Source organism: Streptomyces luteolifulvus (assembly GCF_008806595.1).
GTDB lineage: Bacteria > Actinomycetota > Actinomycetes > Streptomycetales > Streptomycetaceae > Streptomyces > Streptomyces luteolifulvus.
The window spans coordinates 216,609-236,158 of the sequence record NZ_VZRB01000012.1; the positions used below are offsets into that span (position 1 = coordinate 216,609).

Sequence of the window (19,550 nt, forward strand, 5' to 3'; positions counted from 1 at the left end):
TACGGGACACCCGCTCGTCGTCGCCCGCACGTCCGACCGCCCCCAGGGAGAACACCGCATGACCGGCACCAGGGGGCGGCGCGCAGGCGCTGACGGGCACGGGGAGCCGGCCTCGGCCACATCCCGCTTGCGGGCCTGGCTGCTGGAGGGCCTGAGCGAGCGGACGGCCCGCCATCCCGGCCCGCACGCCACCCCGCAGGAAGGGCACGCGGGGCACAGGTGGTGGCGGGTCATGTGCCTCACAGGCGTCGACTACTTCTCCACCCTCGGCTACCAGCCGGGCATCGCCGCGCTCGCGGCCGGTCTGCTGTCCCCCCTCGCGACCCTGGTGCTGATCGCGCTGACGGTGTGCGGGGCGCTGCCGGTCTACCGCCGGGTGGCGCACGTGCTGCTGGCCCTGCGTGACCGCACGGGCCGGGTCCCGCACGCCTACTTCGACTGGACGGAGGGCAGCCCCGTCAGTCACCTCGTCCGCTTCCTGGTGTTCGGCCAGGGCGAGACGGCGCCGGTGACCCGCGAGGTGCTGCGCCGCGCGGAGCCCGATCCGGAGCGGCGGCCGCGGATTCACGTGGGCCAGGGTCTGGCGTCCGGCTCAGGTCGGCTCACGTCGGCTCACGTCGGCTTCGATCTGCGGCGCCCGCCGATGAGCGACCCGCGGCCCACGCGTGATCCGAACGACAGACGGGCAGGCCCTGGTTCACGACTTCTTGCCGCGTGGCACGATCACGCTCGTCAGCAGGGCCGTTCCGGGGGCGAGGCTCTGCCAGGACGGGCCGCGCCAGGCCAGGACGGCGATCGCCGCGGTCGGGAACTTCGTGCGGACCTCGTCGAGCGCGTCGTCGAGGCCGTCCCCGGCGAGTTCGAGGACGAGTTCCTCCAGGCCGGGGTTGTGCCCGATCAGCAGCAGCGTCTCGACTTCGCGGGGCGCGCCCTGCACGACGTCCAGCAGGTCGGCGGCGTCGGCGGCGTACAGGCGGTCGTCGAACCGTACCGGAGGCGGGGTGCCCCACTGGGCGGAGGCCAGGTCCCAGGTCTGGCGTGCGCGTACGGCGGTGGAGCACAGCGCGAGATCCGGCAGGCAGTCGGCCTCGGCGAGCGCACGGCCCGCGGCCGGGCCGTCCCGGCGCCCGCGTGGGGCGAGCGGGCGCTCGTGGTCGGCGACGCCCTGCGGCCAGGCGGACTTGGCGTGCCGCAGCACGGCCAGTCGCCGCAGCGGGCCCGCTCCGGAGCGCGCGATCATCCCGGCGCTCCCAGGTCGCGCGTGAGGTCGAGGCCGAGGAGCCGGTCGGCGTACGCGTAGGTCTCGAAGCGGGCGCCCTCCGCCAGGTCCGACGTCTCCACCCGGCCCAGTACCCGCAGTACCTCGGACACGTTCAGATCGTCCTCCCAGGCCGTACGGAGCCGGCCGCGCACCTCGTCGGGAACAGGCCGTGACGGCCGGCGCGCCCAGTCGGCGACCGCCTGACGCCAGCGTACGAGGGTTTCCCGGGCCTCGCTCAGGGACGCCGCGTCGAGCCGCAGGGGTGTGCCATGGGGCCGGGTGAGCAGGGCCAGCCGCAGCACGGCGGGGTCGGATCCCGCGGACAGACCGGGCACCGCCGACGGGCCGGACGTCTCCGCGTGGACCGGCGCCACGGCCACCCGCACACCGTCGGGTGCGGCCGCGCCCTCCCCCGCCACGTGGATGACCTGGGCCTCGCCCAGACCGGCGCCCATCTCGCGGCTGTCCTCGAAGGGCCGGATGCCGAGGGCCGCGGCGCCCGCCCGGAGTTCCGGCTGTTCCCGCTCGGCGGTGAGCAGCGACCAGACCGGTGTGCCGCCGAGTTCCAGGGCGCGGACGAGCAGGTCCGCGACCAGCAGGACGCGCAGGGCGCCGGCGTCGAAGCCCGGGGCATGGGCCTCGACACGGGTCAGGCCCCGGCGTGCGGGGGCGGGATCGAGGGACTCGCCGGTTCGGGCGTCGATGATGCGCAGCACGGGGTGAGCGTAGGCGGGCGGACGGCCCGGTGCAGGCAGGTCCGGCGAGTTCCGGACATGTGGCGGGATCGAACGGGCGAGGCAGTCGGGACCGAACCCTGTCGGCTCGGGGGAATCACCGTCCGCTGTCCGCCGTTGTCGCCCACGACAGCTTTCTCCGAGCAGCACGAGGAGACCGACGGTGTACGGCGACGAGGCAACGATCCACAAGATCCTCACCGGACTGGGCGACACCTGGGCCGTGGTGGGCCTGTCGTCGAACGAGCGGCGCGCGGCGTACGGCGTCGCCAAGGTGCTGCAGCGCTTCGGCAAGCGCGTCGTCCCCGTCCATCCCAAGGCGGAGACGGTGCACGGGGAGCAGGGCTATGCCTCGCTCGCCGACATCCCCTTCGACGTGGATGTCGTCGACGTCTTCGTCAACAGCCACCTCGCCGGACCGATCGCCGACGAGGCGGTGGCGAAGGGCGCCAAGGCGGTCTGGTTCCAGCTCGGGGTCATCGACGAGGACGCGTACGACCGCACCCGGGCGGCCGGCCTGGAGATGGTGATGGACCGCTGCCCCGCCATCGAGATCCCCCGGTTGGGATAGGACGGCGAGAGGCCCGTGTCAGGGTCCTGCCGGCACGCGCCGTGCCCCGACATAATGCTCGGATGGCCTCTGCCTCCCCGCACTCGCCCGACCCCGACTCCGGTGCCCCACGGCACTCCGATCGTCGTCGTGGGGGCCGGGCCGGCCGGGCTCACCGTCGGCAACATCCTGCGGGCCGCCTCCGCCGAGTGTCTGGTCCTGAATCGGAGACGCGCGAGTTCATCGAACAGCGGCCCCGGGCGGGCGTCCTGGAGGAGTGGGCCGTGCGCGGGCTGCAGCGGCGGGGCCTCGCGGAGAGGCTGCTGGAGCGGGCACAGGCCCATTCGGAGTGCGAGTTCCGCTTCGCCGGGGAGCGGTACCGGTTCGGGTACACCGAGCTGACGGGGCATCATCACTTCGTCTACCCGCAGCCGCTGCTGGTGACGGACCTGGTGCGCGAGTACGCCGACGTCCGCGGCGGCGACATCCGCTTCGGCGTGCGCGACGTCCGGCTGCACGGCCTCGACACCGACCGGCCGTCGGTGTCGTACACCTGCACGGAAACCGGTCGACGGGACGTCGTGCACACCGACTTCGTCGCCGGCTGCGACGGGGCACGCGGGGTGACGCGAGCGTCCCTGCCCCCGGAGCGTGTCCATGTCTCGCGGCACGACTACGGCATCGGCTGGCTGGCGCTGCTCGCCGAGGCACCGCCCTCCAACGACTGTGTCGTCTTCGGCATCCATCCCGACGGCTTCGCCGGGCACATGGCCCGCAGCCCCGAGGTGACCCGCTACTACCTCGAATGCCCGCCCGGCGACGATCCGGACAACTGGCCGCACGAACGCGTCTGGGCCGAACTCCGGCAGCGGCTCGCGGCGGCGGGCGCCCCTCCGCTCACGGAGGGCCGGCTGATCGAGAAGCGCGTCCTCGACATGCACAACTACGTGGTCGAGCCGATGCGGTTCGGCCGGCTGTTCCTGGCGGGCGACGCCGCCCATCTCACGGCACCCATCGCGGCGAAGGGCATGAACCTCGCGCTGCACGACGCCTTCCTGCTGGGCGACGGGCTGGCCGCGTGTGACCGAGGGCGAGACCGGCGGGCTGAACCGCTATTCGGAGGCCTGTCTGGGCCGGGTGTGGGACTACCAGGAGTTCTCACAATGGCTCTGCGAGGTGTACCACGGCACATCGTCGGGCGACCCGTACCGCGCGGGCACGACCCGCGCCCGACTGCGTCGCGTCTTCGGCTCCCCCGCCGCGGCGGCCGCGTTCGCCGAGCAGTACCTCGGCAAGGACTCCGCCCGCCGACCGGAGGGCCGTCGCGTCAGTCGTGCAGCGGCCGGTCGCTGATCCGGTGGTCGGCCACCTTCAGCGCCTCGGCGACCAGACGGCGCAGATGTCCGTCCCGGAGTGAGTAGACCACCCGGCGCCCCTCCTTGCGCGTGGTGACCAGCCCCGCGAGACGCAGACGTGCCAAATGCTGACTGACCGCGGGCCGCGCCGCCCCGCAGGCCTGGGTGAGCGTCGTGACATCGGCCTCGCCGCCGCTCAGCGCGTGCAGCAGGGCGAGGCGGGTGCGGTCGCCGAGCAGGGCGAGCAGTTCGGCGGCAAGCGCGAACTGTTCCTCGCCCGGGGTGCGCGGGTGCGCATCATGTGCAGGTGACAGGTGCATGCGTGCGCTCATACGCACATAATGGCGTCGTGGGCGCCTGCCGTCCACCCTCGTACCGGAAGGGGATCCAGGTGAGCCACCAGCACCCTGAGCACGCGCACGAGCACGACCACCCGCACCCGCATGCACCGGCTCCGCTCCGCCACCGCCTCACCCACCTCCTCACCCCCCACTCCCACGAGACCGCAGACAAGCTGGACCCGGCCCTGGAGACCTCGGCCCGCGGGATACGCGCCCTGTGGGTGTCGCTCGCGGTGCTCGGGGCGACGGCTGTGGCGCAGGCCGTCGTGGTCGTCCTGTCCGGTTCGGTGGCGCTGCTCGGCGACACGGTGCACAACGCGGCGGACGCGCTGACCGCCGTCCCGCTCGGCATCGCCTTCGTACTGGGCCGGCGGGCGGCGACGCGGCGCTTCACCTACGGCTACGGGCGGGCCGAGGACCTGGCCGGGATCGCGATCGTGCTGACCATCGCCGCGTCCGCGGCCTTCGCGGCATGGACGGCGGTCGACCGGCTGCTCGATCCCCGCCCGCTCACCCACATTCCGGCGGTCGCGGTGGCCGCGCTCGTCGGCTTCGCGGGCAACGAGTGGGTGGCGCGCTACCGGATCCGGGTCGGCCGCGCGATCGGCTCGGCCGCGCTGGTGGCGGACGGTCTCCACGCCCGTACCGATGGATTCACCTCACTGGCCGTACTACTGGGCGCGGGCGGCGCGGCACTGGGGTGGCAACTGGCGGATCCGGTGGTGGGGTTGGCGATCACGACCGCGATCGTGCTGGTGCTGCGGGACGCGGCCCGCGAGGTGTTCCGGCGGGTGATGGACGCGGTCGACCCGGCCCTGGTGGACCGGGCCGAGCAGGCCCTGCGGGAGGTGCCGGGCGTGCGCGAGGTGGGTGAGCTCCGGCTGCGCTGGATCGGGCACCGGCTGCGGGCCGAGGTCGCGGTCGTGGTGGACGGTGAGGTGACGGTACGTCAGGCACACGCGATCGCCGTCGAGGCCGAGCACGCCCTGCTGCACGCCGTTCCCCGGCTCACCGCGGCCCTGGTGCACGCGGACCCGGCACCTTCCCCCGGCGAGAGCGACCCGCATCTGGCGCTGGCGCACCATATGACGACCTGACGCGGGACCCGTTTACTACGTCCCCGGCCAGGCCAGTCCCAGCCCCTCCAGCACCACCGCACCGGGCAGTTCCCCGAACGCCTTCCCCGGCACCAGCAGCTTGCCGCGCCGGCGGCCGCTGCCGACCAGTACGTACGGCAGCTCGACGACGGCCGAGTCCACCAGCACGGGCCAGGTGTCGGGCAGTCCGATCGGGGTGATGCCGCCGTATTCCATGCCGGTCTCGCCCGTCGCCGTGTCCATCGAGGCGAACGAGGCCTTCCGCGCGCCCAGTTGACGGCGTACTACACCGTTGACGTCGACCCGGGTGGTGGACAGCACGACGCACGCGGCGAGCGAGGACTCCCCGCCCCGCCTGCCCGCCACGACGACGCAGTTCGCCGACTGCTCCAGCAGCTCACGGCCGTAGTGCTCGACGAAGACAGCGGTGTCGGCCCATCGCGGGTCGGTGTCGACGTGGACGATCTGGTCGGCGGGAACACTGCCGCGCCAGTGGCGTACGGCATCGGCGACCGGGCCGATCAGCTCGTCGAGGCAGTCGGGGGCGGGAGTGGCGTGGTCGAAGTGTCCGATGGGTGCGCGCATGTCCGCACGCTAACAGCAGGCCGGCAACGGCCCGCCGGGCGTCTCAGTGCACGGCCGGGACCGAGACGGTCATCAGCATGTCCATCGGTACGTCACCCTCGTTGGCGTACGTGTGCGGGGTGTTCGCCTCGAAGGTGGCGCTCGCGCCCGCGGGGACGCGGTGCTCGATCCCGTCGACGGTGAGCGTCAGCTCCCCCGCCGTGACATGGACGATCTCGACCGTGCCGCTGGGGTGCGGGTCCGAGGGGCTGCTCTCGCCCGGCATCAGATGCCAGTCCCACATCTCCAGCGGGCCCGGCGCCTCGGCGCCCGCGAGCAGCCGGTTGTAGCTGCCGGCGTCGGTGTGCCACAGACGTACGGCCTGCTCGGCGGGGACGACGCGGACCTTCGGGCCCCGCTCGTAGTCGAGGAGGGTGGTGACGCTGATCCCCAGCGCGTCGCCGATCTTGACGACGGTGCCGATGCTCGGGTTGGTCCGGGCCTGCTCGATCTGGATGAGCATGCCACGGCTGACCCCGGCGCGGGCGGCGAGCGCGTCCAGGGTGAAGCCGCGCTCGGTGCGCCAGCGCTTGACGTTGCGCGCCAGGGACTGGGTCAGCAGGTCGAGGTCCGACACATTCCATCCGTTTCTGGGTTCAGTATTCTGGATGACAGAGTTCACTTCGCTGCACTATGGTGTGGTGCACCCGATCGTTCACCGAACTGTACTGCGAGGCGCCTCGTGACAGCATTCTTCGCCCTGGCCACCAGCCTGTTGTGGGGCCTGGCCGACTTCGGCGGCGGACTGCTGACCCGGCGCACCCCCGCGCTCACCGTGGTCGTCGTCTCGCAGGCGATCGCGGCGGTCGTCCTGGGCGTGGTCGTCGTGGCCACCGGCGGCTGGAGCGAGACCGGACCGCGCCTGTGGTTCGCGGTCGCCGCCGGTCTGGTGGGCCCGGTCGCCCTGTTCGCCTTCTACAAGGCACTCGCGCTGGGCCCGATGGGCGTCGTCTCCCCGCTCGCCACCCTGAGTGTGGCCGTCCCCGTGGGCGTGGGACTCTTCCTGGGCGAGCGCCCGGGACTCGCCCAGGCCGCGGGGATCGCGGTCGCCGTCGCCGGCGTCGTCCTCGCGGGCGGACCGCAGCTCACAGGTGCCCCCGTCCAGCGCCGGACCATCCTGCTCACGCTGGTCGCGGCGCTCGGCTTCGGCACGGTCTTCGCCCTCATCGCGGAGGCGTCGACGACCGTCACCGGCCTGATCCTCGCGCTCTTCGTCCAGCGTGTGACCAATGTGGCCGCGGGCGGCGCCGCCCTGTACATCTCCACGAAACGGGGTGCGCCCGGCCTCCCGGAGGGCGGCTTCCCCTGGGGCTCGCTGCCGGCGCTGGCCTTCGTCGGCCTCGCCGACGTCGCGGCGAACGGCACCTACTCCATCGCCGCCCAGCACGGTCCGGTCACGGTGGCCGCGGTTCTCGCCTCGCTCTACCCGGTGGTGACCGCCCTGGCCGCGCGCGGCTTCCTCAGCGAACGGCTGCGGACCGTCCAGGCAGCGGGCGCGGGCCTCGCCCTGATGGGCACGCTGCTCCTGGCGACGGGCTGAGCCGGTCCGGATCGGCGAGCCGCGGTCTCCTCGTCCATGTCGCCGAGCTTCGCCGCAGTCTCCTGGTCCATTCCGCCGAGCTTCGCCGCCTCCCCGTCCAGCTCCCCGAGCTTCGCCGCCGTCTCCTCGTCCAGCTCCGCCAGGGCCAGCAGCTGGCCCGGTGTCACACCCTCCGGAATCGGCACCGGCGCGGGGATCCTCAATCGGCACCGGCGCGGGGATCCTCAGCGGCGGCTGCCAGCCGTCGGCCGACGTCCAGCCCCGTCAACGACCCGGTCAGTCCAAATCGGCCAGCTCCGTCGCCGTCCCATCGCTCCGTCCGGCCAGCTCCGCCGCCTCCCCGTCCAGCTCTGCAAGCTTCGCCGCCGTCTCCTCGTCCAGCTCCGCCAGCGCCAGCAGCTGGCCCGGCGTCACACCCTCCGGAATCGGCACCGGCGCGGGGGTCCTCAGCGGCGGCTGCCAGCCATCGGCGGGCGTCCAGCGCCGTACGACCCGGGCGGGCGCACCGGCGACCACGGCATGGTCGGGCACCACACCCCGTACGACGGCGCCGGCCGCCACGACCACGTTCCGCCCGATCCGCGCCCCCGGCAGGATCACCGCGCCGGTCCCGATCCAGCAGCCCGGTCCGACCTCGACCGGCTCCATCCGCGGCCACTGCTTGCCGATGGGCTGGTGCGGGTCGTCGTACGAATGGTTGGTGGAGGTGACGTAGACGTACGGGCCGAAGTAGCAGTCGCTGCCGATGGTGACCGTCGTGTCGGCGATGACATGGCTCCCGCGGCCCAGGACGACTCCGTCGCCGATCCGCAGGATTGGGTCCGGGCCGAGGTCGAGGTCGGGCATCAGTCCGGCGGTCAGGGTGACCTGCTCGCCGACGATGCAGTGGGCGCCCAGGTGGATCCACGGTTCACCGAAGACCGTGCCGAGCGGGAACGCCAGCCGGGTGCCCGTGCCCAGAGCGCCGAAGCGGAAGCGTCCCGGGTGTTCGGCGGTGACGGAGCCGGTGCGCTGCACCCAGGCCCAGCCGGCGTGGACGGCCCGTTGCGTGAGGCCGCGCCGCCATGATGAGAACGTGTTCTTGCGCTTCGGCACTCGCTCACCGTACTCAGAGCGCGGTCGGCCCATGCGACCGGAGCCCTGTGATCTTCGCCCCACCGGGTGGCGTACGGTGCGTGTATCGAGGACCAGGAGGCGGAATGACGCAGCAGGCGCTGATCACGGGCATCGGGGGCAAGGACCCGAAGGTGGATGCGGACGCGTTCGTGGCACCCACGTCCGCGGTGATCGGGGACGTGACGCTGCATGCGGGCGCGAGCGTCTGGTACGGGGCGGTGCTGCGCGGCGACGTCGAGCGGATCTCCGTCGGCGCGAGCAGCAACGTCCAGGACAACTGCACCCTCCACGCCGACCCGGGCTTCCCGGTCAGCGTCGGCGAGCGCGTCTCCATAGGCCACAACGCCGTCGTGCACGGGGCGACCGTCGAGGACGACTGCCTGATCGGCATGGGGGCGACGGTGCTGAACGGCGCGGTGATCGGTGCCGGTTCACTGGTGGCCGCGCAGGCACTGGTGCCTCAGGGGATGCGCGTACCCCCGGGGTCGCTGGTCGCGGGTGTGCCGGCGAAGGTCAAGCGGGAGTTGACGGCCGAGGAGCGTGAGGGTGTCACGCTCAACGGAACGATGTACGCGGAGCTGGCCCGGGCTCACCGGGACGTGCACGGCAAGTAGGAATCCCGCTCAGACCACTCACTCCTCGTCCGTGCCCTTCTCGGGCTTCGTTCGGCCGACTTCCGTTTCGATGTGCTGCTGGGCGCGGATGTGCAGGACGTCGCCGATGAACAGGTCGTACACCAGCACGCCGATCACACCGCCGATCAGCGGCCCGACGATCGGGATCCAGAAGTAATTGCTGAACGCCCCGGATAGGGTGCCGGGCATCGCCAGATCCTCCCAGCCGGCCGCCCAGGTGAGCAGGCGCGGGCCGAGGTCACGGGCCGGATTGATGGCGTAGCCGGCGTTCGCCCCGTAGGACATGCCGATCGCCGCGACGACGAATCCGATGACCAGTGGGCCCAGGTTGGCTTTCACCGCGGTGTTCCGCAGATCCACGACCGCGACGACCAGCATCGCCAGGAAGGCGGTGCCCACGATCTGGTCGATCAACGGCCCCCAGATACCGCCGTTGAAATACGGCGCCGGGAACGTGGCGAAGATGGAGAAGGATGCCAGCGTGTGGCCATTGGTCTTCGGGCCTCTGGCGGCGTCGTCGAAGGCACTGATCGCATCGTGGTACACCGCGTACACCAGCGCGGCCCCGGCGAATGCCCCGATCACCTGCGACAGCATGTACGGGGCGACCTTGGCCCAGGGGAATTTCCGGCGCACCGCGAATGCCAGGGTCACCGCCGGATTGATGTGAGCCCCGCTCACTCCGCCGGCCACGTAGATACCGAAGACCACGGCCATGGCCCAGCCCCAGGTGATCAGCAGCCAGTCTCCGGCGCCCCAGAAGAACATCGTGGGCCCCGAAGTACGGCCCGACCCCGGCAGAGCGGCGACCGCCATGGCCACCACACCGCATCCGAAGGAAATGAGGACGAACGTCCCGAGGAACTCCGACAGGCATTCGCCCCAGAGGCCTCCGCGTCGTCTGAGTCGAGAAGGCTTGATCAGTGGCGGGATCTCTACAGCCATGGTTCCTCCCAGACTGTCGTCCATGTGCGCCGAAGGGCGCTTGATCCCCTCCCCCCACTGTTCGTCATCATACTGCGACCTGCACCTCGGGGCGCGCCGAGACCCAGGCCCTGACCAGCCAAAACAGTCGCGGGCCTAGTCCCCGGCGGGGACCGGTTCGGCCTCCTGCCGGTCGGCCTGGGCCTGCTTGGCCTTGCGCTTGACGATCAGCATGGAGGTCAGGCCGATGACCACGGCCGCCACCAGGCCCAGCCACGAGAAGCGCTTCAGCCAGGACTCGGCGACGACACCGACGTAATAGATGACGGCCGTCGTGCCGCCCGCCCAGAGGATGCCGCCGAAGACGTTGGCGATGAGGAACTTCCAGTACGGCATCCGGAGCACGCCCGCGAGCGGTCCGGCGAAGATACGCAGCAGGGCGACGAAGCGGCCGAAGAAGACGGCCCACATGCCCCACTTCTCGAAGGACCGTTCAGCCGTGGCGATATGTCCTTCACTGAAATGCTTGGGGAACTTCTTGCCGAGCCAGGCCAGCAGCGGCCGCCCGCCCTTGCGGCCGATGGCGTAGCCGATGGAGTCGCCGACGATCGCGCCGAAGCTGGCGCACGCGCCCAGGATCACCGGGTCGATGCCCTCGTGCTGCGAGGACATCAGTGCCGCCGACACCAGGATGATCTCGCCCGGCAGCGGAATGCCCAGGCTTTCCAGACCGATGACGAGCCCCACCACGGCGTAGACGGCCGCCGCGGGCACCGAGTCGAGCCACTCCTGGACGTGCAACGCCGGTTCCTCCCCATTTGCGTCCTTGCACTACCGGCGTGCGCCGCAACCGGCGCACGCCGGGAAGCCTACCCGGTGACCGATGAGGGTTCAGGACACCGGCCGTGAGGGAGTCGAGCGCGCTGCGCGTCGGTGGTCTGGCTTCGAGGGGGCTGCCCTGCGTGTCGGCAGAGTGCTCGCGCCCTCGTTCGCGGCTTCGGGCACCCAGCGCTGTCCCACGGATCCGTCCCGGATGGTGCGTGCGGCACGGTGCACGGCGTCGTCCTCAACGGGCTGCGCTACGACACCGGCGACAAGGCGGAATGCCTCCGCACGGTGGTCAGGCCGGCCTGCGAACGATCCGACCTGGGCCGCGAGTTCGCGACCTGGCTCAAGGAGTTCGTCACGGGCCTGGAGGGGCGGCACGACCGACCACCACGGCCTGGCAGGCTGAGTGGACGACAAAGACCCGCCGCCCCCGGCCTGACCGGAAGACAGTGACATACAGCCCCCTGCCCACCCCCATGCAAACCCGGCCGACGCACGAGCCGACCGGGTCACCGACACGCTCCTGCTCAGCCGTTGGGCCGCAGGGTCCACACGACCGTCATCTCACTGGTCACGGCACCGTCCTCGCGCTGGATGGCGACCGTCACCGGGAACTCCGGGCGCTTGCCCGCGTCGAGTTCGGCGACGACCTCGGCGGCGGGGCGGCCGAGCGTCGCGGTGGCCCTGACGGGCCCCAGGGCGATCTTCTTGAACGCGATCTCGGCCGTGACCGGCAGCGGAACGGCACGCGAGAGCTGGTCACCGAAGGCGGCCAGCACGATCGCTCCGCTCGCCGACTCGCCCAGCGTGAACATCGCCCCGGCGTGCGGCCCGCCCACATGGTTGCGGTACTCGCTCTGATCCGGCAGCGCCAGCACGGCCCTGTCCGGAGTGGTCTCCAGGTACTCCAGGTTCAACGTGCGAACCATCGGCACCGTGGCGGCGAGCAACTCGCCGATCGACATCTGATCTGCGCTCATATCCACACGTTACCCGCGAGTAGCGCCGGCTGACCAGGACCGTCCGGTGATCGCCGTATCCTTACGGCTCATGTGGCCAGGAGAACAGCCGCCTGCGGGCGAGCGGAATCCGCAGCAGCACCCCGTGGACGGAAACCCGTACCAGCAGCCCGGATACCAGCAGCCCAACCCGTACACCCAGCAGCAGCCACCCCCGTGGAACGCCCCCACCGTCCCGGCCGGAGCCACGGTCCCCCGGCCACGTGACGGCGCACGCCGTACGAAGGTCATCGCCGTCTCGGCGGCAGCGGTCGTCGTGATGGCCACAGCCGTGACCGGAGCCGTGCTGCTGGGCGGCGGCTCGAAGCGCGGGGCCTCTCCCGAGCCGACCCGTTCCTCGGCGTCGCCGGCCCCGGCGGACAACCCGCGGGCGGCGGACGACCAGAAGCCGACCGTGGACGGCTGGAAGGTCGTGGTGAACCCCGAGCTGGGGGTCGCATTCGACGTGCCCGCGGACTGGGCGCTGCAGTCGACGAGCTGGGTCTCGTACGTCTCGGAGAACGACGACCCCGAGGACAAGCCCCTGGTCGGTATGAAGGCTCCCGCCGTTCTCAAGGAGAAGTGGTGCGGGGCCGACGACGACAAGGACGGCCGACTCGACTACGAGCCGCTGGCCATGACGGGCAGCCGGGGCAACAACGGGGCCAGGAACACCGAGGAGATCGCCCGTTCCGACTCGGCGACGTGGGTCTACGGCATGTTCACCCAGCCGGACCACAAGAAGGTCACGACCGGCCCTGTCACCTCCTTCACCACGGAATCCGACCTCGTCGGCAGCGTCGCCACCTCCTCGTCGTCCGGTGTCGTCAAGCAGAACAAGTGCGACTCGGACGGCAAGGCGACGACCTTCGCCTTCGCGAACGCCGAGGGCGACTTCGCTTCCTGGTCGTTCGTCGGTGCCAAGGGGGTCGGCGGGGAGGTCCCGGACGCCACGGTCACGAAGGTCCTGAAGACGGTGCGGCTCTACACGCCCTCGGACTCCCCCTGATTGCTACGCCCCTGACAAACCCCGGTGACCGAATCGTGTCCCCCGCGCCACTAGGGTGGCTGGCCATGTGGCCAGGACAGCAGCCGCCCGGGGGCGAGCAGAACCCGCAGAACAATCCGTACCAGCAGCCGGGGTACCAGCAGCCGAATCCTTATCAGCAGCCCGGCTACCAGCAGCCCAACCCCTATGGGCAGCAGCCGCAGTGGGGCGCCTCGGGGCCGGTGGGGGCGCCGGAGCCGCCGCGGGGCGGGGGCGGGAACCGTACGAAGGTGGTCGCCATCGTCGCGGCGACGGCGGTGGTCGTGGCCGCCGGTGTGACCGGATTCCTCGTCCTGGGCGGGGACAAGGACGAGAAGGCGGACGGAGGCAAGGACGGCAAGCCGTCCGCGAGCGCGTCGTCCGTCGAACCGAGCACGTCCGCCTCCGAGGACAACCCGCGCGGCGGTGAGGAGGAGCAGCCGACGGTCAAGGGCTGGAAGGTCGTCATCAACCCCAAGTGGGGTACGGCCTTCGACGTGCCGGCGGACTGGGAGGTCCAGGACCCGGGTCTCTCGATCGGTTTCGAGGACCGGAAGGCGGACGACGCCAAGCCGATCATCACCATGACCGCGCCGGCGTTCAACAAGTCCAAGTGGTGCACGACCGACGACAACAAGGACGGCAGGACCGAGGACACGGCGCTGGCGGCGGCCGGCACCAAGGGCGCCAACGGCGCCAAGAGCACCGACGAGATCGCGATCAACACCCCGGCCTGGTGGGTCTACGGCGGTTACACGCAGCCGGACAAGAAGACGGTGACGTTCGACAAGAAGGCCACCCCCTACACGACCACGTCCGGGGTCAAGGGCAGCGTCGGCTGGGCGGAGTCGACCAACACGCCCCAGAAGGGCAAGTGCGCGAGTGACGGCAAGGCGGTCACGTTCGGCTTCAAGAACTCGGTCGGCGACTTCGTGTCGTGGAACTTCTACGGCGCCAAGGGCGTCAAGGACGAGGTCCCCAAGGAGACCATCATGAAGATCCTCAGCACGGTCCGGCTGCACGGGGATCCGACCGAGGGCTGAGCAAGCCGCAAACAGTTTGGCAAGCCCCGCCCCCGCCAGCGATAGTCGGCCGGTGACCTCCGCCGCCGACTCCCCCCGCCACTCCCGCGGACCCGCCTGGGCGAGCCGCAACTACACCCTGCTGACCGCAGGGGCCTTCGTGACGAACCTGGGCAGCCAGGGCGCGCTGATCGCCGCCGCGTTCGCGGTGCTCGAAGCGGGCGGGGACGGCGGTGACGTGGGGCTGGTCGCCGCCTCCCGCACGCTGCCGCTGGTGGTCTTCCTCCTCATCGGCGGAGCGGTGGCGGACCGGCTGCCCCGGCATCGCGTCATGGTCGCGGCCAACGCCCTCAACTGCCTGTCGCAGGCGGCCTTCGCGGTGCTGGTCCTCGCCGGGGAACCGGAGCTGTGGCAGATGATGCTGCTGACCGCGCTCGGCGGCACCGGCCAGGCGTTCTTCAGTCCCGCGGCCGAGGGCATGCTGCTGTCGTCGGTCGAGGGGGAACAGGCGGGCCGGGCGTTCGCCGTGTTCCGGATGGCGATGCAGGGGGCGGCACTCGGCGGCGCCGCGCTGGGCGGGGTGATGGTGGCCGCGATCGGACCGGGCTGGGTGCTCGCCGCGGACGCGGCGGCGTTCGCCGTCGCCGGGGCGCTGCGGTCCCTCCTCGACGTGAGCCACATTCCGCCCCGCGCCCCGGGCGGCGGAATGCTCGCCGATCTCCGGGAGGGCTGGCGGGAGTTCGCCGGCCGGCCCTGGCTGTGGGGCATCGTCGTCCAGTTCTCCGTCGCGAACGCGGTCGTCGGTGCCGCCGACGCTGTCTACGGCCCCCTTGTCGCCAGGGACCACCTCGGCGGTGCCGGGCCGTGGGGCCTGGCGCTCGGCTTCTTCGGGGCGGGCACGGTCGGCGGTGCGCTGCTGATGACGCGCTGGAAGCCGCGCCGGCTGCTACTCGCGGGCACACTGTGCGTCTTCCCACTGGCCCTGCCGTCCGCAGCACTCGCCGTGCCGGTGCCGGCCGGGGTCCTGTACGCGGTGATGTTCCTGACCGGTGTGACCCTGGAGGTGTTCGGGGTCTCCTGGATGACCGCGCAACACCTCTGCGTATGTAACCTCAGTGCCCTTGCATTCCTTGCCCCGGTAGCACTCATCAGAGAGCCCCCAAGGGATACGTCCCGAGGGGGCTTCTCTGTATCTGGAGTCGCTCAGCTATTACGGAAACGCCGCCATGCTTCCCGTACCTCTGCAAGAGCGTTGAGGGTCTTGACAGCCGCGTCTCTCAGCGCCAGCAGCAGCAGGACACACACCGATGAAGCCGATAAGCCAGTACGCCTTCGTACTCAGATCCACAGCGTTCGGAGTCTCCCTGTAGTCGTAGGGCCGAATCCGAGCGGGTGCTCGGACCGGGTCTTGCCGACCGGTCCGAGCAGTCACAGAGACATGCCGCGGCCGGCCAAACCTTGCGGTAGGCCATCGCTTTCCTGTCTCTGATCTCTGGTCTCGTTTTCCTGTACTCCTGTGGAGCGGCGTCGACTTGAAGCCCTGCCCGCCCGATGTGCTGGCGGACTGAAGAAAGGGGCACCACCCTTGGGGTGGCTCGAACCCCTCCACTATACCTCGCCGTTCAGGGTTCCCAGCCCGTGGTGGCCGAAGGGGCAGACCTGTCACAGCCCCGGAGCGCAGAGAGCCTGTGGAGGCATTGGCACGGCAGGGAAGTTGGCCGCCCGGCCGTGTTCCGAAACTAGTGAGGTCCGCAAGCTCCCGCCAGCCAGATTCACATAGCGCCACGGCGCTAGGGTGATCCGACCTTCTACCGTTGACCCCGGAGTGCGCAGGCTGACTGCGCAACACCCTGGCAAATGTATCCATTCTCATCTCGATCGAGCCCGCCGAGTGATGAGCGGTCGCCTGCTCTCTCGCCAAGTCCCAAGGCACGTCTCGCGCCTGACAAGACCGGCTATCGTGGCTACGCCACAGTGAGGCGGCTTTGTCGCTCGATGACGTGACGCCCAGCCATGCCACGCTGCCCGGAGCTGCGGTGCCGAGGGAGATACCGAAGCTGGCGGCGAGTTGCGCGAGAGTGTCGTGTCGGCGCAGGTGCACCAGACCGACCAGAGCACGCTGGTGGGGCGGGAGCTTGCAGCAGCGGTCACCCTCGCGGGTGACGATGAGCCCCGATCAGTGGCCACACTGAAAAGCCTCATTGAGTGGTCTGGGGCTCTCGTCGTTCTCCTACTGGTCCTGACGAACTTTCTTGATCAGTTGCCGTCGCTGCTCAAAGCTTGGCGCCGCTTCAAGAGGTCACTTCGAGACTGACTGCAAGTCAGGGGACCTCGAGGTCAGCACGCAACACATATGGATCCGGGTTTCACTGCCTGGTGAGGAGCGGGAGCGGGCTCGGATACATAGGTGGGCGATTCGGAAACGAGCTTCGGCCTTGCAGCGCCTCGCTTGGTCAAGGCGATCAACTCGTGCCCTAGGAAACGCAGTTCGTCGCGTGCAAGCGTCCACTGGCCGATGGCGCAACACTCTAGTGAATATAATCTGACGCGGCTTCCCAGCCTCTCAGCCCCGTGTAGACCTATCGAAACGAAGTGGCAGCTGGCGCTGCCATGACCATGGTCCTTGGCTACTATTAGGTCTCGGTGCATCGTACTAGCGACGAAGAACTCCGCATGAGCCACCCATCGCTGTTGGTAGGTCAAAGCGCCGTGCACAGATCCACAGTCGTTGACACGTGAAGTTTCCTTCCGCTGGCAGTTCTGGAGGATTGAGCGCAGTCTGGTGTTAAAGACTCCGGCAGGGTAGTTACGTGCCGCGCGGCCGGCCCAGAGGAATCCCACACGAACTCGTTGTGGACGTCGTCTTGCAGGGCTCAATCCTGCCCGCGCCAGGATGGAGGAGTCGTGGCGAAATCACTCTCAGAGCCCGAGGCCTTTGCCGTCGCAGAGATCGTCGTTGGTCGGCCCCGCGCCGTACCCCAGGTAGCCGAACTAGTTCGATCTCGTCTGGCAGATGATCCGACCGCCCATAAGGCGCTCGAAGTCGCCAAGCAAAATCCCGACAATGCGGGTGCCATATATGGCCTGGCTAGCCATGTACGCAAACTCGGGAGGGACAAGAAATTCCGGGCGACCCTCCGATCTCGCGTGGGCTATCGACAAGATGTTGCCGCTATTGGGGTGGCCCACAGGGCCGCACACGTGCTAGCAGATCGCGATGATCTCATCGACTTGACTCAATTGGTCAAAAGCCGACTAGACGCCCAGCATGGCGTACTTGCTAGCCTACAAGAAACGCCAGGCGACCTGTCTCTCGTTGAAAATTTGGCGCAGGACCTGCGGGGTCCTATGAGAGATCGAGAATTTCGCGAGCGCGTTCGGGCGCTTTGGCGGCCTCCAGGTCCAAAATTTCGCCCTCCAGGTGATTAGTGTATGAATGGTGCTCTACCGCAGCACTCCATCAACTCGTTCAGTTGCCAACGGCACTAAAATCGCGAGATGCGAGATGAAAGAACGGGAAGATAGATGATCGATATTGCGAAGGGTGTCCTCGCGGGAGGGTGGGCGCTTCTGGTCGGTTGGCTCCTGCCGACTGCCATAAACGTCACACTATTCATTGTGCTCGTCATCCCGAGCTTGCAGGGTAAAGATTACAGCGCTAAGGCAATAGAAGACGCAGCTGGAGATGCATGGTTGATAATCGGTGTGGTCATCATGGCTGGATTGCTCTTGAATGCCCTACAGACTCCCCTCTATCGAATATTGGAGGGGTATATGTTCTGGCCGCAATGGATGCACGATCTGGGGCGCTGGCTTCAGGGCAAGAGAATGGGGAGGCTGGATAAGAAAATCACAAAATTGCAGACCGCTATCAATGCAGGGAAAAGTAGGTCGCTGCGTCTTGCGATCATCGAGGAAAGGCGAGCCCTTTATCCTGTCGACAAGAACCAGGTAGCCCCCACTCGACTCGGTAACTCTATACGGCAGTTCGAAGAATACTCGTTTAATCGCTATGAATTGGATACGCAGACTCTGTGGTATGAAATATCGGCAGTTGCACCGAAAGAAGTATCGCGGCAAGGAGACGTAGCTCGCGGTGCAGTCGACCTATTTGTATGTTTGCTCTTCGGGCATATCTTGGTCTCTCTTGCCGCTCTTGGTGCCGCCCTGTCCGGTGCCCGAAACGGAGGTATACTCTGGGTTACTTTTGCTGGACTCGTCGTCTTGGCGCGTGTGTGGTATCAAGTGGCATGCGTATCCGCGGCAGAATGGTCCGCTACTCAGCAGGCCCTTGCAAACTTGGGCCGTAGGCCGCTTGCAAAGGCTTTGGGGTTGGAATTGCCCGAGGATATCCTTGAAGAGCGCAGAATGTGGCGCCGGGTAACCCTGTTTGTTCAGGATGCCTACGTTGAGGGACGGCACGACTTCAGTGAGTTCCGGGGCGGGATGGAGAATATTGACGAGGTTGAAGAAGTCCGAATTTCAGGGGCGGGACTACGCAAAGTGAGATCCGGGAAGATCAAGAAGGGCAGTTGACGATACGGTCAGGGAAATTGCAGTCGATCGCATGGTTAGCACGTTGAAGCACGGCTGCCCGAACAACCTATGAGGCCCTCCGTTCGGGAGGGCCGTAAGAGGTCAGAACGGAAGCTCGGTCCTTGCTGCCCCTCGTTTGATGGTCATGACCCTCTCATGAAAATCGCGCGTCGATGCCTCACGAGGGTGCCGGGAGCGGAGTTCCTTGTCCAGTTCGTCAGCGACTAAAAGAAGGGACGGGAGAGACTTTCGGTCGGCTTCGAGAGCTGAGCTACCCATGCCGATGGCTTCTTCGATGTCGCCGGTGCGGGCGGCGGCTACTCCGAGGGTGAGGCGGGCTTCTGCTGCGCGCATGGGGGAGATCTCGGTGCCGTCGGGGCCGGTGCTGATGCGGATCACTGACCGGGCGTGTGCGGCGGCGCGTTCGTCGTCTCCGAGGAGACGGTAGGCGTCCATCTCGTAGAAGTCCCACTTGTCCGGGTCGATGATGAAGTGGTGTTCCGGGTGATCCGGGCGCGGTAGGCGGTCCAAGCGGGCGCGACCGGCATCGAGGGAGTCTCGGACTAGGCGGCCGTCTCCCATGCGGGCGGCTGCTCGTGCCTTGTGTGCGTAGAGCTGCACGCCGACGGAATGGGTCTGGTCGGCGACGTGGCCGGCTTCGACTGCTTCGAGCATGTCTTGCCAACGGCTCTGGGTGAGGGCGAACCACGCCTCGATCTCCCACGCCCAAGCCATGATTTCGCCGTGGCCGGTCTCCTGGCCGATGCGGAGTGCGGCAGCCTTGCTGAGGTTCGCCGCCTCGCGCTGGCCTCGGTCGTACTGGACGCACGCGTTAAGAGGTCGCGCAGATAGGCGTGTACTACTCATGGACGGCGGTGCGGGCGTTCGTCCCAGCGGTGGGTGGTCCATGCCTGGCGGATCAGGCTACGTACGGTGATGATCGTGTCGGCGAGGTCGAAGAA

General features: G+C 68.9%; 18 protein-coding genes and 6 pseudogenes. 11 read left to right on the top strand and 13 right to left on the bottom strand.

Annotated features, from left to right (window positions below; translation table 11 throughout):
* Positions 1-58: 58 nt before the first annotated feature.
* Positions 59-382: pseudogene (locus F7R91_RS42780) on the top strand (amino acid transporter); the annotation flags it as partial.
* Positions 383-697: 315 nt separating this feature from the next.
* Here the strand turns inward: F7R91_RS42780 and F7R91_RS19705 are convergent.
* Positions 698-1,240, bottom strand: a complete 543-nt coding sequence (locus F7R91_RS19705) for a SixA phosphatase family protein (RefSeq protein ID WP_150950379.1) — start codon at positions 1,238-1,240, stop codon at positions 698-700.
* Positions 1,237-1,977, bottom strand: a complete 741-nt coding sequence (locus F7R91_RS19710; protein ID WP_225320695.1) for a cysteine--tRNA ligase — start codon at positions 1,975-1,977, stop codon at positions 1,237-1,239. Before F7R91_RS19710 ends, F7R91_RS19705 begins: the two co-directional genes overlap by 4 nt.
* A gap of 181 nt (positions 1,978-2,158) precedes the next feature.
* On the opposite strand from F7R91_RS19710, the gene F7R91_RS19715 reads away from it, so the two are divergent.
* Positions 2,159-2,566: a CoA-binding protein gene (locus F7R91_RS19715; protein ID WP_150950380.1), complete on the top strand. Its 408-nt coding sequence runs from the start codon at positions 2,159-2,161 to the stop codon at positions 2,564-2,566.
* A 54-nt stretch (positions 2,567-2,620) separates the two neighbouring features.
* A pseudogene (locus F7R91_RS19720) lies at positions 2,621-3,966 on the top strand (4-hydroxybenzoate 3-monooxygenase).
* On the opposite strand, the gene F7R91_RS19725 reads toward F7R91_RS19720, so the two are convergent.
* The gene (locus F7R91_RS19725; protein ID WP_161065441.1) at positions 3,873-4,232 is read right to left on the bottom strand and encodes an ArsR/SmtB family transcription factor; all 360 of its coding nucleotides are present in this window, start codon (positions 4,230-4,232) and stop codon (positions 3,873-3,875) included. The pseudogene F7R91_RS19720 and the gene F7R91_RS19725 sit on opposite strands and share 94 nt — an antisense overlap.
* 59 nt (positions 4,233-4,291) lie before the next feature.
* Here F7R91_RS19725 and F7R91_RS19730 point away from each other — a divergent pair, with 59 nt between their 5' ends.
* Positions 4,292-5,338: a cation diffusion facilitator family transporter gene (locus tag F7R91_RS19730; RefSeq protein WP_150950381.1), complete on the top strand. Its 1,047-nt coding sequence runs from the start codon at positions 4,292-4,294 to the stop codon at positions 5,336-5,338.
* Positions 5,339-5,353: 15 nt separating this feature from the next.
* Here F7R91_RS19730 and F7R91_RS19735 read toward each other — a convergent pair whose 3' ends face one another.
* Positions 5,354-5,923, bottom strand: coding sequence for a YbaK/EbsC family protein (locus F7R91_RS19735; protein WP_150950382.1), 570 nt, complete (start codon positions 5,921-5,923; stop codon positions 5,354-5,356).
* Between the two features lie 43 nt (positions 5,924-5,966).
* Positions 5,967-6,539 carry a helix-turn-helix domain-containing protein gene (locus F7R91_RS19740; protein ID WP_150950383.1) on the bottom strand — a complete coding sequence of 191 codons (573 nt, stop codon included), beginning with the start codon at positions 6,537-6,539 and terminating at the stop codon, positions 5,967-5,969.
* Between the two features lie 105 nt (positions 6,540-6,644).
* Between F7R91_RS19740 and F7R91_RS19745 the strand changes: the two genes are divergently transcribed.
* Complete coding sequence (locus tag F7R91_RS19745; protein WP_150950384.1) at positions 6,645-7,502, top strand: DMT family transporter; 858 nt, start codon at positions 6,645-6,647, stop codon at positions 7,500-7,502.
* 65 nt (positions 7,503-7,567) lie between these two features.
* Here the strand turns inward: F7R91_RS19745 and F7R91_RS42785 are convergent.
* Together F7R91_RS42785 and F7R91_RS19755 are read right to left on the bottom strand one after the other, a co-directional pair.
* Positions 7,568-7,766: pseudogene (locus F7R91_RS42785) on the bottom strand (hypothetical protein); the annotation flags it as partial.
* Between the two features lie 12 nt (positions 7,767-7,778).
* The gene (locus F7R91_RS19755; RefSeq protein ID WP_150950385.1) at positions 7,779-8,597 is read right to left on the bottom strand and encodes an acyltransferase; all 819 of its coding nucleotides are present in this window, start codon (positions 8,595-8,597) and stop codon (positions 7,779-7,781) included.
* A gap of 104 nt (positions 8,598-8,701) precedes the next feature.
* Here F7R91_RS19755 and F7R91_RS19760 point away from each other — a divergent pair, with 104 nt between their 5' ends.
* Positions 8,702-9,232, top strand: a complete 531-nt coding sequence (locus F7R91_RS19760) for a gamma carbonic anhydrase family protein (protein ID WP_150950386.1) — start codon at positions 8,702-8,704, stop codon at positions 9,230-9,232.
* 18 nt (positions 9,233-9,250) lie between these two features.
* On the opposite strand, the gene F7R91_RS19765 is transcribed toward F7R91_RS19760, so the two are convergent.
* Together F7R91_RS19765 and F7R91_RS19770 are read right to left on the bottom strand one after the other, a co-directional pair.
* Entirely contained in the window at positions 9,251-10,198 is a 948-nt protein-coding gene (locus F7R91_RS19765) for an MIP/aquaporin family protein (protein ID WP_150950387.1), read from the bottom strand.
* Positions 10,199-10,333: 135 nt separating this feature from the next.
* On the bottom strand, positions 10,334-10,978 hold the full coding sequence (locus F7R91_RS19770; RefSeq protein WP_150950388.1) for a DedA family protein: 645 nt from the start codon (positions 10,976-10,978) through the stop codon (positions 10,334-10,336).
* 237 nt (positions 10,979-11,215) lie between these two features.
* Here F7R91_RS19770 and F7R91_RS19775 point away from each other — a divergent pair.
* Positions 11,216-11,458: pseudogene (locus F7R91_RS19775) on the top strand (hypothetical protein); the annotation flags it as partial.
* A gap of 74 nt (positions 11,459-11,532) precedes the next feature.
* On the opposite strand, the gene F7R91_RS19780 reads toward F7R91_RS19775, so the two are convergent.
* Positions 11,533-11,970: a DUF4442 domain-containing protein gene (locus F7R91_RS19780; RefSeq protein WP_150950407.1), complete on the bottom strand. Its 438-nt coding sequence runs from the start codon at positions 11,968-11,970 to the stop codon at positions 11,533-11,535.
* Positions 11,971-12,055: 85 nt separating this feature from the next.
* Between F7R91_RS19780 and F7R91_RS19785 the strand changes: the two genes are divergently transcribed.
* The 3 genes from F7R91_RS19785 (at position 12,056) to F7R91_RS19795 (ending at position 15,541) form a co-directional block, all read left to right on the top strand.
* Complete coding sequence (locus F7R91_RS19785; RefSeq protein ID WP_150950389.1) at positions 12,056-13,012, top strand: hypothetical protein; 957 nt, start codon at positions 12,056-12,058, stop codon at positions 13,010-13,012.
* A 65-nt stretch (positions 13,013-13,077) separates the two neighbouring features.
* Complete coding sequence (locus tag F7R91_RS19790) at positions 13,078-14,073, top strand: DUF4106 domain-containing protein (protein WP_150950390.1); 996 nt, start codon at positions 13,078-13,080, stop codon at positions 14,071-14,073.
* A 52-nt stretch (positions 14,074-14,125) separates the two neighbouring features.
* Complete coding sequence (locus tag F7R91_RS19795; RefSeq protein ID WP_225320696.1) at positions 14,126-15,541, top strand: MFS transporter; 1,416 nt, start codon at positions 14,126-14,128, stop codon at positions 15,539-15,541.
* Positions 15,542-16,080: 539 nt separating this feature from the next.
* Here the strand turns inward: F7R91_RS19795 and F7R91_RS19800 are convergent.
* A pseudogene (locus tag F7R91_RS19800) lies at positions 16,081-16,222 on the bottom strand (helix-turn-helix domain-containing protein); the annotation flags it as partial.
* Positions 16,223-17,577: 1,355 nt separating this feature from the next.
* On the opposite strand from F7R91_RS19800, the gene F7R91_RS19805 reads away from it, so the two are divergent.
* Positions 17,578-18,588 carry a hypothetical protein gene (locus F7R91_RS19805; RefSeq protein ID WP_150950391.1) on the top strand — a complete coding sequence of 337 codons (1,011 nt, stop codon included), beginning with the start codon at positions 17,578-17,580 and terminating at the stop codon, positions 18,586-18,588.
* A gap of 102 nt (positions 18,589-18,690) precedes the next feature.
* Here the strand turns inward: F7R91_RS19805 and F7R91_RS19810 are convergent, their stop codons facing one another.
* Together F7R91_RS19810 and F7R91_RS19815 are read right to left on the bottom strand one after the other, a co-directional pair.
* The gene (locus F7R91_RS19810) at positions 18,691-19,455 is read right to left on the bottom strand and encodes a hypothetical protein (RefSeq protein ID WP_225320697.1); all 765 of its coding nucleotides are present in this window, start codon (positions 19,453-19,455) and stop codon (positions 18,691-18,693) included.
* Positions 19,452-19,550 (bottom strand): annotated as a pseudogene (locus F7R91_RS19815) (IS5/IS1182 family transposase); the annotation flags it as partial. The gene F7R91_RS19810 and the pseudogene F7R91_RS19815, both read right to left, overlap by 4 nt.